Genomic DNA, 16096 nt, shown 5'->3' with positions numbered 1-16096 from the left:
ATGGGGATAGGTATGCGCATTCGCGCACTGGTTTCTGTCGTAGGACTGCTGCTTACGGTAGTGACCGTTAACGCTCTGGCCGTCACGCAAGTCAAAAGTGTGCGTTTATGGCGAGCGCCCGATAACACACGGCTGGTCTTCGACCTCTCGGGCCCTGTGCAGCACAGCGTGTTTACCTTGACCGCCCCGGACCGCCTGGTGATCGACATCAATGGCGCGACCCTGGCTGCGCCGTTGTCGGTGTCCACCTCCAATACCCCGATTACCAGCGTGCGCTCGGCCCAGCGTACGCCGACCGACCTGCGCGTGGTGGTCGACCTGAAAAAGTCGGTGACGCCCAAGAGCTTCACCCTGGCGCCCAATGCCCAGTACGGTAACCGCCTGGTAGTCGACTTGTTCGACCAGGAAGCCGATGCCGCGCCGCCACCGCCCACACCGCCGGTGGCAACCACCCCTGCGGTACCGGTCACGCCGGCGCAACCGGCGATCAAGCTGACCCCGGTGCCCAATGGCAAACGTGACATCGTCATCGCCATCGATGCCGGTCACGGCGGTGAAGACCCGGGTGCCTCCGGTTCGCGCGGCCAGCATGAAAAAGACATCGTCCTGGCCATCGCCAAGGAGCTGCAGCGCCAGATCAACACCGAGAAGGGCTTTCGCGCCGAGCTGACCCGTACCGGCGATTACTTCATCCCGCTGCGCAAACGCACCGAGATTGCCCGCAAGAAGGGCGCTGACCTGTTCATCTCGATCCACGCCGACGCCGCGCCGTCCAAGGCCGCGTTCGGTGCCTCGGTGTTCGCCCTGTCCGATCGCGGCGCTACCTCGGAAACCGCACGCTGGCTGGCCGATAGCGAAAACCGCTCCGACTTGATCGGGGGGGCCGGCAACGTCAGCCTCGATGACAAGGACCGCATGCTCGCCGGCGTGCTGCTTGATCTGTCGATGACCGCTTCGTTGAGCTCCAGCCTCAACGTCGGCCAGAAGGTTTTGGGCAACATGGGCCGCATCACCCCGCTGCACAAGCAGCGCGTCGAGCAGGCCGGGTTCATGGTGCTGAAATCGCCGGACATCCCGTCGATCCTGGTGGAAACCGGCTTTATCTCCAACGCCAACGAGGCGGCCAAGCTGGCCACCCCAAGCCACCAGCAGTCGCTGGCGCGTTCGATTCACAGTGGCGTACGCCAGTTCTTCCAGCAGAACCCGCCGCCGGGCACCTATGTGGCCTGGTTGCGTGACAGCGGCAAGATCGCCCAGGGCCCGCGCGAGCATTCGGTGCGCCCGGGCGAGACCCTGGCGATGATCGCCGTGCGTTATCAGGTCAGCGTCGCCAGCCTGCGCAGTGCCAACAGCCTGAAGACCGATGAACTGAAAGTCGGCCAGCACCTGAACATCCCGACCACGGCACTGGCGGCCCAGCAATGAGCAGCAGTGCCCGGATCGAGCTGCTCAGCCCGCGGCTGGCTAACCAGATTGCCGCCGGTGAGGTGGTCGAACGCCCGGCCTCGGTGATCAAGGAACTGCTGGAAAACAGCCTGGACTCCGGCGCCAAGCGCATCGACGTCGAAGTCGAGCAGGGCGGCGTCAAGCTGCTGCGCGTTCGCGACGACGGTGGTGGTATCGCCGCTGACGACCTGCCGCTGGCCCTTGCCCGCCACGCCACCAGCAAGATCCGCGACCTGGAAGACCTTGAGCGGGTCATGAGCCTGGGTTTTCGCGGTGAAGCGCTGGCGTCGATCAGCTCGGTCGCTCGCCTGACCCTGACTTCGCGTACCCGCGACGCCGAACAGGCCTGGCAGGTGGAAACCGAAGGCCGCGACATGGCCCCGCGGGTGCAGCCGGCGGCGCATCCGGTCGGTACCTCGGTGGAAGTGCGTGACCTGTTCTTCAATACCCCGGCACGGCGCAAGTTCCTCAAGACCGAGAAAACCGAGTTCGATCACCTGCAGGAAGTGATCCGCCGCCTGGCGCTGGCGCGCTTCGACGTCGGCTTTCACCTGCGCCACAACGGCAAGAGCATCCTCAGCCTGCATGAAGCCCATGACGATACCGCGCGCGCTCGCCGTGTCGCGGCGATCTGCGGCCCGGGTTTCCTCGAGCAGGCACTGCCGATCGAGGTCGAGCGCAACGGCCTGCACCTGTGGGGCTGGGTCGGGTTGCCGACCTTCTCGCGCAGCCAGGCTGATCTGCAGTACTTCTTCGTCAACGGCCGCGCGGTGCGCGACAAGCTGGTCGCCCACGCCGTGCGCCAGGCCTACCGTGATGTGCTGTTCAACGGCCGGCACCCGACTTTCGTGCTGTTTTTCGAGGTCGACCCTACCGGTGTCGACGTCAACGTGCACCCGACCAAGCACGAAGTACGCTTTCGTGACGGGCGCATGGTCCATGACTTTCTGTACGGCACCCTGCACCGCGCCCTCGCCGATGTACGCCCGGAAGACCAACTGGCCGCGCCCGCTGCCAGCAGCGAGATCGTCCGCCCGAGCGGTATTCAGGCCGGTGAATTCGGCCCCCAGGGCGAGATGCGCCTGGCCGCCAATCTGCTGGAGCAGCCGCCCGCTGAACCGGGCCTGCGCCCGTCCGTGGGCAGCAATGGCAGTGGCGCCGGTTATCAATACCAGTACACGCCAAGGCCGACCCAGGCCTTGCCTGCGGCCGAGGCCCAGGGTGTGTACCGGGAATTTTTCGCGCCGCTGGCCGAGGCAGCACCGCCAGCCTTGCCCGAAGGCCAGGGCGACATCCCGCCGCTGGGCTATGCCCTGGCCCAGCTCAAGGGCATCTATATCCTGGCTGAAAACGCCGTCGGCCTGGTGCTGGTGGACATGCATGCCGCCCATGAGCGGATCATGTACGAGCGCCTCAAGGTGGCCATGGCCAGCGAAGGCCTCAGCGGCCAGCCGCTGCTGGTGCCCGAATCCCTGGCCTTGAGCCAGCGCGAAGCCGATTGCGCCGAAGAGCACGCCGAGTGGTTCCAGCGCCTGGGCTTCGAGTTGCAGCGCCTGGGCCCGGAAAGCCTGGCGATCCGGCAGATTCCGGCGCTGCTCAAGCAGGCCGAGGCCAACCGCCTGGTCCAGGACGTACTGGCCGACCTGATGGAGTACGGCACCAGCGACCGCATTCAGGCACACCTGAACGAACTGCTCGGAACCATGGCCTGCCACGGCGCCATCCGCGCCAACCGGCGCCTGGCCATCGCTGAAATGAACGGCCTGCTGCGCGATATGGAAAACACCGAGCGTAGCGGTCAATGTAACCATGGCAGGCCGACCTGGACCCAGATGGGCCTGGACGATCTGGACAAACTGTTCTTGCGCGGTCGATGACATGAGCGCCAAACCCCCCGCGATATTCCTGATGGGCCCGACTGCGGCGGGCAAGACCGACCTTGCCATCGAACTGACCAAGGTGTTGCCGTGCGAGCTGATCAGTGTCGATTCGGCGCTGGTCTACCGTGGCATGGACATCGGCAGCGCCAAGCCGTCGAAAGAGATCCTCGCCGCCCATCCGCACCGGCTGATCGACATCCTCGACCCGGCCGAAAGCTATTCGGCCGCCGATTTTCGTCGTGATGCCCTGGAGGCCATGGCCGAGATCACCGCGCGCGGCAAGATTCCGCTGCTGGTCGGCGGTACCATGCTTTATTACAAGGCATTGCTCGAAGGCCTGGCGGACATGCCGGCGGCCGACCCGCACGTGCGTGCCGAGCTCGAAGAGCAGGTTCAGCGCCTGGGTTTGCACGCCCTGCACCAGCAACTGGCGGCGGTCGACCCTGAGTCGGCGGCGCGTATTCATCCCAATGACCCGCAGCGGCTGATCCGCGCGCTGGAGGTTTACCGGGTCAGCGGCCTGACAATGACCGAACATCGTCAGCGTCAATCCGCGCAAAGTAGCGCCGCAGGCGCGTCCGCAGCGGGACAATTGCCCTATACTGTCGCCAGCCTGGCCATTGCGCCAACCGATCGGCACATACTGCACGAGCGGATTGCGCTACGATTCGGGCAAATGCTGGAACAGGGCTTCGTTGACGAGGTCCGATTGCTGCGAGCCAGAAGTGACTTGCACGCGGGGCTGCCGTCTATACGGGCGGTTGGTTATCGCCAGGTCTGGGATCACCTTGATGGCAAGTTGACTTCAGTTGAAATGCAGGAGCGCGGCATTATTGCCACTCGCCAACTGGCGAAGCGGCAGTTCACCTGGTTGCGTAGTTGGGCTGACCTGCACTGGCTGGACAGCCTGGACTGCGACAATCTGTCTCGCACCTTGAAATACCTTGGATCGGTCTCCATATTGAGCTGAGTCCTTGCAATTGCCGTCTATCCTTGGGGTGGGGCGGCTTGAGCCATCAGTTTTTCTTTGATTTTTTTACTATTGATCCTTACAGGAGTGCGGCATATGTCAAAAGGGCATTCGCTACAAGACCCTTACTTGAATACTTTGAGAAAAGAAAAAGTTGGGGTTTCGATCTATCTGGTTAACGGCATCAAGCTGCAAGGCACGATCGAATCCTTCGACCAGTTCGTGATTCTGCTGAAGAACACCGTCAGCCAGATGGTTTACAAACACGCCATCTCGACAGTTGTCCCTGTGCGTCCGATCCGTCTGCCTAGCGCAACCGAATCCGAGCAAGGCGACGCTGAGCCAGGTAACGCCTGATAGGAGTCTGCTTTGTTCTTTGAGCGCCACGGTGGTGGTGAACGGGCAGTCCTCGTTCACTTGGAAGGTCAGAACCCTGAGGCGCGCGAAGATCCGCAGGAGTTTCAGGAGCTGGCACTGTCGGCTGGGGCCGATATTGTCGCGTTCGCCAATGTGGCGCGACATCAGCCCACCGCCAAATACCTGATTGGCAGCGGCAAGGTCGAAGAATTGCGCGACCTGGTCAACGCCGAACAGGTAGATTTGGTGATTTTCAATCACACCCTCACCCCCAGTCAGGAACGTAACCTCGAACGAGTCTTCGAGTGTCGCGTGCTTGACCGCACCGGTCTGATTCTCGATATCTTCGCCCAGCGGGCGCGTACCCATGAAGGCAAGCTGCAGGTCGAACTGGCCCAGCTCGAGCACATGAGCACGCGGCTGGTACGTGGCTGGACTCACCTTGAGCGGCAAAAAGGCGGTATCGGCCTGCGCGGCCCGGGTGAAACCCAACTGGAAACCGACCGCCGCCTGCTGCGGGTACGCCTGCGCCAGATCAAGGCGCGCCTGGAGAAGGTCCGCAGCCAGCGTGAGCAGGCTCGTCGTGGCCGTAAACGGGCGGATATCCCTTCGGTTTCCCTGGTCGGCTACACCAACGCCGGCAAATCCACGCTGTTCAACGCCCTGACCCAGTCCGAGGTCTACGCTGCCGACCAGTTGTTCGCGACCCTCGACCCGACCTTGCGCCGGCTCGAGCTCGACGACCTCGGGCCGATCGTGCTGGCCGACACCGTGGGCTTCATTCGTCACCTGCCGCACAAGCTGGTCGAGGCATTTCGGGCTACGCTCGAAGAGTCGAGCAACTCCGACCTGCTGCTGCACGTGATCGACGCCCATGAGCCTGAGCGCATGGCGCAGATCGAGCAGGTCATGGCGGTACTGGGAGAGATCGGTGCAGAAGGCTTGCCGATCCTCGAGGTCTATAACAAACTCGACCTGCTTGAAGGCGTCGAGCCGCAGATTCAGCGCGATGCCGATGGCAAGCCGCAACGGGTCTGGGTCTCGGCCCGCGATGGTCGGGGGCTGGAGCTGGTGGGGCAGGCGGTCGCCGAATTGCTGGGGGATGACCTGTTTGTCGGTACCTTGCGCCTTGAGCAGCGTTTTGCCCGGCTGCGCGCGCAGTTCTTTGAACTGGGTGCGGTGCAGAGCGAAGAGCACGACGATGAAGGCAGCAGCCTGCTGGCTGTGCGACTGCCGCGGGTGGAGTTGAACCGCCTGGTCAGCCGCGAAGGTTTGCAGCCGCTGGAGTTCATCGAGCAACATACTTTGCAATAAATGCCCGGCGACGCGGTCGGGCAGCCGTGACAGGCATTCTGTAGCATTGGACGGCGCGCCGTGGGCGCGTCTTTGCTTTATCAGATGGAGAGCGCTATGGCTTGGAATGAGCCGGGTGGCAACTCGAACAATCAGGATCCGTGGGGCGGGCGCCGTGGTGGCGACAAGAAAGGGCCACCGGATCTCGACGAGGCCTTCCGCAAGCTGCAGGACAGCCTGAACGGCATGTTCGGCAGTGGCAAGAAACGCGGTGGTGATGGCGGCATCGGCAAGGGCGGTGGCTTCGGCCTGCTCGGTATCGGTCTCGCCGTGCTTGCAGCTATCTGGCTGTACAGCGCCGTGTACGTGGTCGACGAACAGGAGCAGGCAGTCGTGCTGCGCTTCGGCAAATACTACGAAACCGTAGGGCCGGGCCTGAACATCTACTTCCCGCCGATCGATCGCAAGTACATGGAGAACGTTACCCGCGAACGTGCCTATACCAAGCAGGGGCAGATGCTGACCGAAGACGAGAACATCGTCGAGGTGCCGCTGACCGTGCAGTACAAGATCACCAACCTGCAGGATTTCGTGCTGAACGTCGATCAGCCTGAAGTCAGCCTGCAGCACGCGACCGACAGCGCCCTGCGTCATGTGGTGGGTTCCACCGCAATGGACAAGGTACTGACCGAAGGTCGTGAGCAGATGGCCGTGGAAATCAAGGAGCGCCTGCAGCGTTTCCTCGATACCTACCGTACCGGTATCACCGTCACCCAGGTCAACGTACAGAGCGCGGCAGCCCCGCGTGAAGTGCAGGAAGCCTTCGACGACGTGATCCGTGCCCGTGAAGACGAGCAGCGTGCCCGCAACCAGGCCGAGTCCTACGCCAATGGCGTGGTGCCAGAAGCCCGTGGTCAGGCCCAGCGGATCATCGAGGACGCCAACGGTTACCGCGACGAAGTCGTCTCGCGCGCCAAGGGTGAGGCCGACCGCTTCACCAAGCTGGTCGCCGAGTACCGCAAGGCCCCTGAAGTGACCCGTCAGCGCTTGTACCTGGACACCATGCAGGAAGTCTACAGCAACACCAGCAAGGTCCTGGTCTCCGGCAAGGACGGTCAGAGCAACCTGCTGTACCTGCCGCTCGACAAGATGATCCAGAACAGTGGTTCGCGTATTGCGCCGACCACCAGCGCTGCGCCTTCGGCCAACGCTGATGCGGCCCGTGCGGCGGAACTGCAACAGCAGCAAACACAGTTGCGTACTAGGGAGAGCCGCTGATGAGCAATAAATCGCTGATCGCCCTGATCGTGGCCGTGGTGCTGGGGATCGTGGCCTGGAACAGCTTCTACATCGTGGCCCAGACCGAGCGTGCGGTACTCCTGCAATTTGGTCGTGTGGTCCAGGCTGATGTCCAGCCCGGCCTGCATGTGAAGGTTCCTTACGTCAACCAGGTGCGCAAGTTCGACGCCCGCCTGATGACCCTGGACGCCCCGACCCAGCGCTTCCTGACCCTGGAAAAGAAAGCGGTGATGGTCGATGCCTACGCCAAGTGGCGGGTCAAGGATGCCGAGCGTTTCTACACTGCAACCTCGGGCCTCAAGCAGATTGCCGACGAACGTCTGTCGCGCCGTCTGGAAAGCGGCCTGCGTGACCAGTTCGGTAAACGCACCCTGCACGAAGTGGTCTCCGGTGAACGTGACGCGCTGATGGCTGACATCACTGCCTCGTTGAACCGCATGGCCAGCAAGGAGCTGGGTATTGAAGTGGTCGACGTTCGCGTCAAGGCCATCGACCTGCCCAAGGAAGTCAACCGCAGCGTGTTCGAGCGCATGAGCACCGAGCGTGAGCGTGAAGCCCGCGAGCACCGTGCCAAGGGTAACGAGCTGGCTGAAGGCATTCGTGCCGACGCCGATCGTCAGCGCCGGGTTCTGCTGGCCGAAGCCTACCGGGAATCGGAAGAAACCCGCGGTGACGGTGATGCCCAGGCGGCGTCGATCTACGCCAAGGCTTACGGTCAGGACCAGGACTTCTACGCGTTCTATCGCAGCCTCAAGGCTTACCGCGAGAGCTTTGCCGACAAGAGCGATGTGCTGGTGCTCGATCCGAGCAGCGACTTCTTCCGCTTCATGGGCAAGTCCAAGCCATAAGCATCTACCCCGCCGGGCGGCTAAAACGCCTGGCGGGGTGATCCCGCGAGAAAACGGGTGTATGATGCGGCAGCCGGGAAATTCCCGGCTTTTTTGCGTCTGCAAGATCGAACGGTTCAAACCCGGTTCGGGTCTACAGAGCAGCCCAAGGTATTCGAGGGTATAGGCACGGCGGTAGCGCTGGAATCGGTGCTGCGCGCCATTGTTTGCCGATACCTGCTTCACTCAAGGCTCGCCCGCGGGCAAGCCGCCCGGACCATAGGGGAAATGGCGTAATGGCAACGGTAGACCGCTGGCTGCTGCCAGATGGCATCGAAGAAGTACTGCCACCTGAGGCGGCGCGCATCGAGATCGCGCGTCGGCAGGTGTTGGATCTGTTCCAGAGCTGGGGTTATGACTTTGTCGTGACCCCGCATATCGAGTACCTGGAATCGCTGCTCACCGGTGCCGGCCAGGACCTGGACCTGCGGACCTTCAAGGTCATCGACCCGCAATCGGGCCGGCAGATGGGTTTCCGTGCCGACATCACTCCACAGGTTGCGCGCATCGATGCGCATACCCTGCGTCGTGAAGGCCCGAGCCGCCTGTGCTATGCCGGCAGCGTGCTGCACGCCTTGCCGCGGGCGCTGTCGACGTCGCGCAGCCCGATCCAGCTCGGTGCCGAGCTGTACGGCGACGCCAGCCCGGTCAGCGACGTCGAGGTGATCAGCCTGATGCTGGCCATGCTGCAACTGGCCGATGTGCCGGACGTGCACATGGACCTCGGTCATGTCGGTATCTACCGTGGCCTGGCCCGCGCCGCCGGTCTGTCCGGAGCAATCGAGCAGCAGTTGTTCGATGCCCTGCAGCGCAAGGCCGTCGACGAAGTGATCGAGCTGACTGCCAAGCTGCCAGCGGACCTCGCCGCTATGTTGCGCTCGCTCACCGAGCTGTGCGGTGGCCGTGAAGTGCTGGCCGAGGCGCGCGTGCGCCTGGGCCGTGCACCGGCTGCGGTACTGGCGGCACTGGATGACCTGATGGCGATCGCCGAGCGGCTGGCCACGCGTTATCCCGGGCTGCCGCTGTATTTTGACCTGGGCGAGTTGCGCGGCTACCACTACCACACCGGTGTGGTGTTTGCCGCGTTCGTCCCGGGTGTCGGTCAGTCGATCGCCCAGGGCGGTCGTTACGACGACATCGGAGCGGACTTTGGCCGGGCACGCCCGGCCACCGGTTTCTCCACGGATTTGAAGACCCTGGTCACACTGGGGCGAGCCGAGGTGGTATTGCCGTCTGGCGGGATCTGGATGCCCGACAGCAGCGATGCGGCACTCTGGCAGTTGGTCTGCCAATTGCGCAGTGAAGGTCAGCGGGTGGTTCAGGCCTTGCCTGGGCAGCCATTGACTGCCGCCGTAGAGGCGGATTGCGATCGGCAATTGATTCAGCAAAACGGGCTTTGGCAGGTTCTGCCGCTGGCCATTTGAGATTCCCCGCCGGCACGAGCCGGCGCCAAGTTTGCGCGAATGAGGACAAGTGTTATGGGTAAGAATGTCGTAGTCCTGGGCACCCAGTGGGGTGATGAGGGCAAAGGCAAGATCGTTGATCTGCTGACCGAACATGCTGCCGCCGTAGTGCGCTACCAGGGTGGCCACAACGCAGGCCACACCCTGGTGATCGACGGTGAGAAGACCGTGCTGCACCTGATCCCGTCGGGCGTGCTGCGCGAAGGCGTGCAGTGCCTGATCGGCAACGGCGTGGTGGTAGCACCGGACGCCCTGCTGCGTGAAATCAACAAGCTCGAAGAGAAAGGCGTACCGGTGCGCGAGCGCCTGCGCATCAGCCCTTCCTGCCCGCTGATCCTGTCCTACCACGTGGCCCTCGACCAGGCTCGTGAAAAAGCCCGTGGCGAGCAGAAGATCGGCACCACCGGTCGCGGCATCGGCCCGGCCTACGAAGACAAGGTTGCCCGTCGCGGCCTGCGCATCGGTGACCTGTTCCACCGCGAGCGTTTCGCTGCCAAGCTCGGCGAGCTGCTGGACTACCACAACTTCGTGCTGGTCAATTACTACAAAGAACCTGCAATCGATTTCCAGAAGACCCTGGACGAGTGCATGGAATACGCCGAGCTGCTCAAGCCGATGATGCTCGACGTCACCGCCGAGCTGCACAACCTGCGTCGCGCCGGCAAGGACATCATGTTCGAAGGCGCCCAGGGCTCGCTGCTGGACATCGACCACGGTACCTACCCGTTCGTGACCAGTTCCAACACCACCGCTGGCGGCATCGCTACCGGTTCGGGCGTTGGCCCTATGTACCTGGACTACATCCTCGGTATCACCAAGGCCTACACCACCCGCGTTGGCTCGGGCCCGTTCCCGACCGAACTGTTCGATGACGTCGGTGCCTTCCTGGCCAAGCGTGGTCACGAGTTCGGCGCCACCACCGGTCGCGCCCGCCGTTGCGGCTGGTTCGATGCCGTGATCCTGCGTCGCGCCATCGACGTCAACAGCATCTCCGGCCTGTGCCTGACCAAGCTGGACGTGCTCGACGGCCTGGAAACCATCCGTATCTGCGTTGGCTACAAGAACGAGAACGGTGCGGTCATCGATGCCCCGACCGACGCCGACAGCTACATCGGCCTGGAGCCGGTGTACGAAGAAATGCCGGGCTGGAGCGAGTCGACCCTGGGTGCCAAGACCCTGGAAGAACTGCCGGCCAACGCCCGTGCCTACATCAAGCGTGTGGAAGAGCTGGTCGGCGCGCCGATCGACATCATCTCCACCGGCCCGGACCGCAACGAGACCATCGTGCTGCGTCATCCGTTCGCCTGATTCGCGACTGATGTAAAGACAAAGGCCCCTTGATAGGGGTCTTTGTCGTTTCTGTCGGCTGATCGGCACAACCTTTGCTGTAAGAATCACTCCAGTGGTGCCATCACTTTAATGGCCCCAGAAGTAGAGGGTTCTTTCGTGTCCGCCGTTCTCTCACTGTTACGAAGCCGCCTGTTGCGGCCTGTCTTTGTTGCCCTCGGTATCGCTCTTTTGGTGCAAGTGCTGGTCGCGGTCGCGCTGACCCGGAGCACGGTCACAGCCCTTGAGGCCGATCTGGGCAAGCGTCTGGCCGCCGACAGCCAGCAACTTTCCGCCGAGCTTGAGCAGGCCGGGCGCGAAGTCAGCTCCGGGCTCGACAGCCTCTCCGCCAGTACCCGCCAGCGCCTGACCGCAGGTTTGTCCACGCGTTTGCAGGATGAGCAGGCGCAGTTGCGCGCGACCCTGGAAAAGAACCTCAAGGATTCGGCCAACGACATGGCCGAACTGCTCGCCTCGGTGGCGCCACGGGCCATGTGGGACAACGACGTGCCGACCCTGTCGGAGTTCTCCCGCCGGGCCCAGCGCAACCCTAGCGTGCTGTTCGTGGTGTACGACGACGCCCAGGGTCAGCACTTGACCCGCTACCTCAACCGGCAGAACCCGATCAACCAGGCGCTGCTGGAAAAGGGCCAGGGCGAGCGGGCGCTGGACAAGGTACTGGACGCCGCGCGCAACGACCCTTCGGTGTACTTCGTCGAGGCCTCGATCAACCCTAACGGGGTCGAGATCGGCAAGGTATTGATGGGCATTTCCACGGCCGTGGTCGACCACGAGCTGGTGGCGCTGGACAAGCGTTTCTCGGCGTTGATCGCCAGCGGTGATCAGTTGGTCGGCGACAGCCTGGTGGGTGCCGCCGCCGACAGCAACAAGGCTTTGCGCGCGCGCCTGGAGGCAGCGCAGGGCAGTGCTGCCGGTATGCAGGCCAACACCTCGCAAAGCGTTCAGGACGCGGCCGCGACCCTGCGCTGGAACATCGGCGTGGGGCTGGCCCTGGTCGGCCTGGGCGTGCTGCTGGTGGTCGCCGTGGTGCTGGGGCGGCGCGTGGTCAACAAGCTGCGCCTGCTGATTGCGGCACTGAACGACCTGGCGGCGGGTGAGGGTGATCTGACCAAGCGTGTTTCCATCGACAGTCGCGACGAGATCGGCGACATGGCGGCGGCGGTCAACCAGTTCGTCGCCAAGCTGCAGCCTATTGTGCGTGAGGCTGGCGAAGTGGCCCAGCGTACCGGCATCGAGATCGGCGCCATGACCCAGCGCAATGCCGGCGCCGATGCTGCTGCCGAGCTGCAGCGTGATGAAGTTGCCGCCAGCCTGCGCGACCTGTCGAGTATGGCCGATGAGGCCCAGGCCGAAAGCCAGGCGATGCAATCGGCCCTGCAGCAGGTGGTGGATATTCGCCAGGCCACCGACGAGAACAGCCGCACTTCCACCCAAGTGGCCAAGCTTATCGAAGACCTGGCCGGGCAGGTCGAGACCGGCTCCAAGGTCATCGAGCGCCTGGCCCAGCAAAGTGAGCAGATCGAGGTGGTGCTGACGGTAATTCACGGCATTGCCGAACAGACCAACCTGCTGGCGCTCAACGCTGCCATCGAAGCGGCGCGCGCCGGGGAAACCGGGCGCGGTTTTGCCGTGGTGGCCGATGAGGTGCGAGCACTGGCGAGCAAGACCCAAAGCTCGACCGGCGATATCCAGGCGCACATCGGCGCATTGCAGCAGGGCGCCAAAGAGGCAGTGGCGGCGATCAGCCAGGCCGGGCGCCAGGCTAGCGAAGGCCTGCTGGTGCTGCGCGACAACGCGCGCTTGCAGCAATCGGTGCAGGCATCGGTTGAGCAGGTGCATGCGGCGATTGGCCTGGCTACCCGTGCGGCCGAGCAGCAGGCTCATGGCGCGCAGGCCGTGCGTGGTCGGGTGCAGACCATTCACGCCCAGGCCGAGCGGGCTGCCGAGGTAGTGCTGCAAACCACCGCCAGCAGCAAGGTGCTCGATGACCTGGCGGCGCAGCTCAAGGCCAGCCTGGGGCAGTTCCGCGCGTGAGAGTAATCGCGGGGCAAGTCGAGTCGTCGCACCGCCGCTCCCACGGTGGGAGCGGCGGTGCGGCGACCCGACTTGACCCGCGATGCTTTTCAGGTATCACGCGCGGTTCAGATACATCCGCGTGGTCAGCAGGTACACCGGCAGCCCCGACACCAGGATCAGCAACGCCGCATAGGGCGCTGCCGCCGCGAACTCGACGTTGGCGGTATGCGCCCACACTTCGGTGGCCAGGGTGGTCATGCCGGTCGGGCTGAGCAGCAGGGTTGCGGTCAGCTCCTTCATGGCATCCAGGAACACCAGTGCGAACGCCGCCGCCAGGGCCGGGAAGATGATCGGCAGGGTCACCCGGCAAAACGCCGTGAACTGGGTTGCGCCCAAGGTGCGGGCGGCTTCTTCGAGCTGCGGCGCCGCCTTGTTCAAGGCCGTGCGCACCGGCGCCTGGGCCAGGGGCAGGAACAGCAACGCGTAGGCCAGCAGCAACAAGCCAGTGGTCTGGTATAGCGCCGGCACATAGTGCAGGGCGAAGTACACCAGGGTCAGGGCGATCACCAGGCCGGGCAGGGCGTGCAGCAGGTACGGCAGGCGTTCGGCCCAGATCGCCAGGCGGCCCTTGTAGCGCACCACCAGGAAACTCACCGGCAGTGCCAGCAGCAAGCTCAATCCGGCACCACCCAGCGATAGCGACAACGATGAGAACAGCGCGCGACTGATATCGGCCACCGGAAAGGCCGCCGACGAACCAACGCTCAGCCAGTAACCGAGCATGCCCAGTGGAATACCGCTGCCCAGCAGCGCCAGGACCAGGCAGTACAGCTGCCCGACCGGCATCCACCCGCGCAGGCGAATCGGCGCACCGCGACGCGCCACGCCCTGGCCGATGCGCACATGGCGGGCCTTGCCGCGCACACGCAGCTCCAGCCAGAGCATCAGCAGGCACATGAACAACAGCACTGCCGAGAGCATCGCGGCGTTGGCGTTGCTGAACTCCAGCTCAAATTGCTGGTAGATCGCCGTGGTAAAGGTCTGCAGGCCGAGGATCGACAGGGCGCCGAACTCCACCAGCATGTGCAGGGCAATCAGCAGGCTGCCACCAATGATCGACGGCCACAGCAGTGGCAGGGTGATGCACCAGAACACCCCCCAGCGCGTCTGCCCCAGGGTCCGTGCCGACTCTTCCAGTGAGGTATCGAGGTTGCGCAGGGTCGCTGCAACCGGCAGGAACACCAGTGGGTACTTGGACAGGCTCATCACCAGGATGGCACCGCCCAGGCCTTCGAAGCGCGGGCTCAGCGACACCCAGGTAAAGCCGCTGACAAAGGCTGGCACGGCAAACGGCAGGCACAGGATCACGCCCCACAGGCGCCGTCCGGGCAGGTCACTGCGCTCCAGCAACCAGGCCAGGGATACACCCAAGGCCATGCAGGCCAGGGTGACGCCGGCCATCAGCATCAGGGTGTTGCGCATCAGGCCCCAGACGAACGGGCGCCAGAGCAAGTGCAAGGCTTCGCGCCAGCCGGCTTCCCAGGTTTTCAGCGCTACGTACAGCAGCGGCAGCAGGCTCAGCCCGACCAGCAGCAGCACCGGCAGCACCACCCAGATCGACGGGCGCTTGCGCTTGGGAATATAACGGCTGGCCAGTGCGGCCGCGGGCAGGGCTGCGCTCATTACAGCAGGCCAACTTCGCGTTCGAGTTCCAGGGCTTCTTCAGCGTTACCCAGGTCGGCCGGGGTGATTTTTGGCGGACGCAGGTCTTCGAAGGGCTTCAGGCCCTGGTCCGAGACCATGCCTTTATGCAGCGGATACTCGGCGGTGGTCTGGGTGATTACCCGCTGGCCTTCTTCGCTGGCCATCCAGGCCAGCAGGGCCTGGGCTTCTTTCGGGTGCTTGCTGGCTTTTACCGCCGCGGCGCTGGAGATGGTCACCAGGCCACCGACGTCGCCGTCGGCCAGGTAATAGAGTTTCGAATCCAGCTGGCCGCGCTCTTTCTTCAGGGCGTACCAGTAGTAATTGTTGACCAGCACGGCCGCCACTTCGCCATTCTCCACGGCTTTGAGCGCAACCATGTTGTTGGTGTAGGTCTTGCCGAAGGCTTTGAGGCCGGTCAGCCATTCTTCGGCGGCCTCGCGACCGTGCAGCTTGAGGATGGCCACGGCCTGTTCCTGGAAGGCGCCGCTGGTCGGCACGAAACCGATCTTGCCGTCCCACTCGGGGTCGGCAAAGTCCATCACTGAAGGTGGCAGGTCTTTCTCGTCGATTACCTTGGGGTTGAAGGCGACCACGCGGGTGCGTGCGGTAACGCCCATCCAGGTACCGTTGGCGGCGACGTATTCCTTGGGCAGGACCTGCAGGGTCGAATCATCGATCTTGGCCAGCAGGCCCAGTTCGCCGAGGTTGTTCAGCGGTGGCGATTCTTCGGTGTAGATGACGTCGGCGGGGGAGCGATCACCTTCTTCGATGATCTGGCTGGCCAGCTGGTTGCTGCTGCCCTTGCGGATATTGATGTGGATGCCGGTCTTGGCCTCGTAGGCCTTGGCGATGGCTTCACCGATTTCCTTGTGCTGGCCGTTGTACAGGGTCAGCGACACCGGGTCGGCGGCCATGGCGGCTGGGGTGCCGAGCAGCATGGCGAAAACAGAGACGGCCAGGCCGCGCAACAGGGGGTTATTGCGGAACGTCATGCGGGTACTTCCTCGCTTGCGGCTACATATCTGGAAACAATGATAATCGATATCGCTTCTCAAATGCCCTTGTGAGGGAAAATTCATGAGCAGGCTATCGGTCGTTTCGGGATTGCAGGCGAGGAAAAGGGTAGGGCAGAAACGAAAAAACCCGCTTTCGCGGGTTTGATCTGAATTGGTGCCCAGAAGAAGACTCGAACTTCCACGACCGTAAGGTCACCAGCACCTGAAGCTGGCGTGTCTACCAATTTCACCATCTGGGCAAAATGAAGCGGTGTAGCTTGTAACGAAAACAGTGTAGCGTGTTGCAGTAAATCTCAGAAGCCAGCGGCAGTTCTAAGATTTGAAATTGGTGCCCAGAAGAAGACTCGAACTTCCACGACCGTAAGGTCACCAGCACCTGAAGCTGGCGTGTCTACCAATTTCACCATCTGGGCATTTC

General features: G+C 63.3%; 12 protein-coding genes and 2 tRNA genes. 10 read left to right on the top strand and 4 right to left on the bottom strand.

The window, feature by feature from the left end; genetic code table 11:
• The 10 genes from JYG36_RS24815 to JYG36_RS24770 all read left to right on the top strand — a co-directional run bounded on the left by JYG36_RS24815 (position 1) and on the right by JYG36_RS24770 (position 12976).
• Positions 1 to 1425: an N-acetylmuramoyl-L-alanine amidase gene (locus tag JYG36_RS24815; protein WP_213602626.1), complete on the top strand. Its 1425-nt coding sequence runs from the start codon at positions 1 to 3 to the stop codon at positions 1423 to 1425.
• Positions 1422 to 3323 carry a DNA mismatch repair endonuclease MutL gene (gene mutL / locus JYG36_RS24810; RefSeq protein WP_045193737.1) on the top strand — a complete coding sequence of 634 codons (1902 nt, stop codon included), beginning with the start codon at positions 1422 to 1424 and terminating at the stop codon, positions 3321 to 3323. The genes JYG36_RS24815 and mutL overlap by 4 nt, the downstream gene beginning before the upstream one ends.
• Position 3324: 1 nt before the next feature.
• On the top strand, positions 3325 to 4296 hold the full coding sequence (gene miaA, locus JYG36_RS24805; protein WP_213602624.1) for a tRNA (adenosine(37)-N6)-dimethylallyltransferase MiaA: 972 nt from the start codon (positions 3325 to 3327) through the stop codon (positions 4294 to 4296).
• A 96-nt stretch (positions 4297 to 4392) separates the two neighbouring features.
• Entirely contained in the window at positions 4393 to 4653 is a 261-nt protein-coding gene (gene hfq / locus JYG36_RS24800) for an RNA chaperone Hfq (protein WP_010221594.1), read from the top strand.
• A gap of 12 nt (positions 4654 to 4665) precedes the next feature.
• Entirely contained in the window at positions 4666 to 5967 is a 1302-nt protein-coding gene (gene hflX, locus JYG36_RS24795; RefSeq protein ID WP_010221595.1) for a ribosome rescue GTPase HflX, read from the top strand.
• A 96-nt stretch (positions 5968 to 6063) separates the two neighbouring features.
• Positions 6064 to 7224: an FtsH protease activity modulator HflK gene (hflK, locus tag JYG36_RS24790; protein ID WP_045193733.1), complete on the top strand. Its 1161-nt coding sequence runs from the start codon at positions 6064 to 6066 to the stop codon at positions 7222 to 7224.
• Positions 7224 to 8093 (top strand): protease modulator HflC, encoded by an 870-nt coding sequence (gene hflC, locus JYG36_RS24785; RefSeq protein ID WP_045193732.1) that lies wholly within the window; start codon positions 7224 to 7226, stop codon positions 8091 to 8093. The genes hflK and hflC overlap by 1 nt, the downstream gene beginning before the upstream one ends.
• A 275-nt stretch (positions 8094 to 8368) precedes the next feature.
• Positions 8369 to 9556: an ATP phosphoribosyltransferase regulatory subunit gene (locus JYG36_RS24780; RefSeq protein ID WP_045193730.1), complete on the top strand. Its 1188-nt coding sequence runs from the start codon at positions 8369 to 8371 to the stop codon at positions 9554 to 9556.
• A 54-nt stretch (positions 9557 to 9610) separates the two neighbouring features.
• Positions 9611 to 10903, top strand: coding sequence for an adenylosuccinate synthase (locus JYG36_RS24775; protein WP_010221599.1), 1293 nt, complete (start codon positions 9611 to 9613; stop codon positions 10901 to 10903).
• A gap of 138 nt (positions 10904 to 11041) precedes the next feature.
• The gene (locus JYG36_RS24770) at positions 11042 to 12976 is read left to right on the top strand and encodes a methyl-accepting chemotaxis protein (protein ID WP_093387181.1); all 1935 of its coding nucleotides are present in this window, start codon (positions 11042 to 11044) and stop codon (positions 12974 to 12976) included.
• A 96-nt stretch (positions 12977 to 13072) separates the two neighbouring features.
• Here the strand turns inward: JYG36_RS24770 and JYG36_RS24765 are convergent, their stop codons facing one another.
• The 4 genes from JYG36_RS24765 to JYG36_RS24750 all read right to left on the bottom strand — a co-directional run bounded on the left by JYG36_RS24765 (position 13073) and on the right by JYG36_RS24750 (position 16091).
• Positions 13073 to 14641, bottom strand: coding sequence for an ABC transporter permease (locus JYG36_RS24765; protein ID WP_213602621.1), 1569 nt, complete (start codon positions 14639 to 14641; stop codon positions 13073 to 13075).
• Positions 14641 to 15654: an extracellular solute-binding protein gene (locus JYG36_RS24760; protein WP_045196863.1), complete on the bottom strand. Its 1014-nt coding sequence runs from the start codon at positions 15652 to 15654 to the stop codon at positions 14641 to 14643. Before JYG36_RS24760 ends, JYG36_RS24765 begins: the two co-directional genes overlap by 1 nt.
• A 176-nt stretch (positions 15655 to 15830) precedes the next feature.
• Positions 15831 to 15917, bottom strand: a tRNA-Leu gene (locus JYG36_RS24755).
• An 87-nt stretch (positions 15918 to 16004) separates the two neighbouring features.
• Positions 16005 to 16091: transfer RNA gene (locus JYG36_RS24750), tRNA-Leu, on the bottom strand.
• Positions 16092 to 16096 lie beyond the last annotated feature (5 nt).

The sequence above is a fragment of the Pseudomonas sp. SORT22 genome (assembly GCF_018417635.1).
In the GTDB taxonomy this organism is placed as follows: domain Bacteria; phylum Pseudomonadota; class Gammaproteobacteria; order Pseudomonadales; family Pseudomonadaceae; genus Aquipseudomonas.
Note: the sequence above shows the minus strand (reverse complement) of the source record. Positions and strands in the feature narration are given on the sequence as shown.

What these genes read in the sequence shown, in the direction of transcription:
- mutL (WP_045193737.1), top strand. Translation starts at nt 1,422, where the DNA reads ATGAGCAGCAGTGCCCGGATCGAGCTGCTCAGCCCGCGGCTGGCTAAC.
- miaA (WP_213602624.1), top strand. Translation starts at nt 3,325, where the DNA reads ATGAGCGCCAAACCCCCCGCGATATTCCTGATGGGCCCGACTGCGGCG.
- JYG36_RS24765 (WP_213602621.1), bottom strand. Translation starts at nt 14,641, where the DNA reads ATGAGCGCAGCCCTGCCCGCGGCCGCACTGGCCAGCCGTTATATTCCC.
- hflC (WP_045193732.1), top strand. Translation starts at nt 7,224, where the DNA reads ATGAGCAATAAATCGCTGATCGCCCTGATCGTGGCCGTGGTGCTGGGG.
- JYG36_RS24780 (WP_045193730.1), top strand. Translation starts at nt 8,369, where the DNA reads ATGGCAACGGTAGACCGCTGGCTGCTGCCAGATGGCATCGAAGAAGTA.
- JYG36_RS24775 (WP_010221599.1), top strand. Translation starts at nt 9,611, where the DNA reads ATGGGTAAGAATGTCGTAGTCCTGGGCACCCAGTGGGGTGATGAGGGC.
- JYG36_RS24815 (WP_213602626.1), top strand. Translation starts at nt 1, where the DNA reads ATGGGGATAGGTATGCGCATTCGCGCACTGGTTTCTGTCGTAGGACTG.
- JYG36_RS24760 (WP_045196863.1), bottom strand. Translation starts at nt 15,654, where the DNA reads ATGACGTTCCGCAATAACCCCCTGTTGCGCGGCCTGGCCGTCTCTGTT.
- hflK (WP_045193733.1), top strand. Translation starts at nt 6,064, where the DNA reads ATGGCTTGGAATGAGCCGGGTGGCAACTCGAACAATCAGGATCCGTGG.
- hfq (WP_010221594.1), top strand. Translation starts at nt 4,393, where the DNA reads ATGTCAAAAGGGCATTCGCTACAAGACCCTTACTTGAATACTTTGAGA.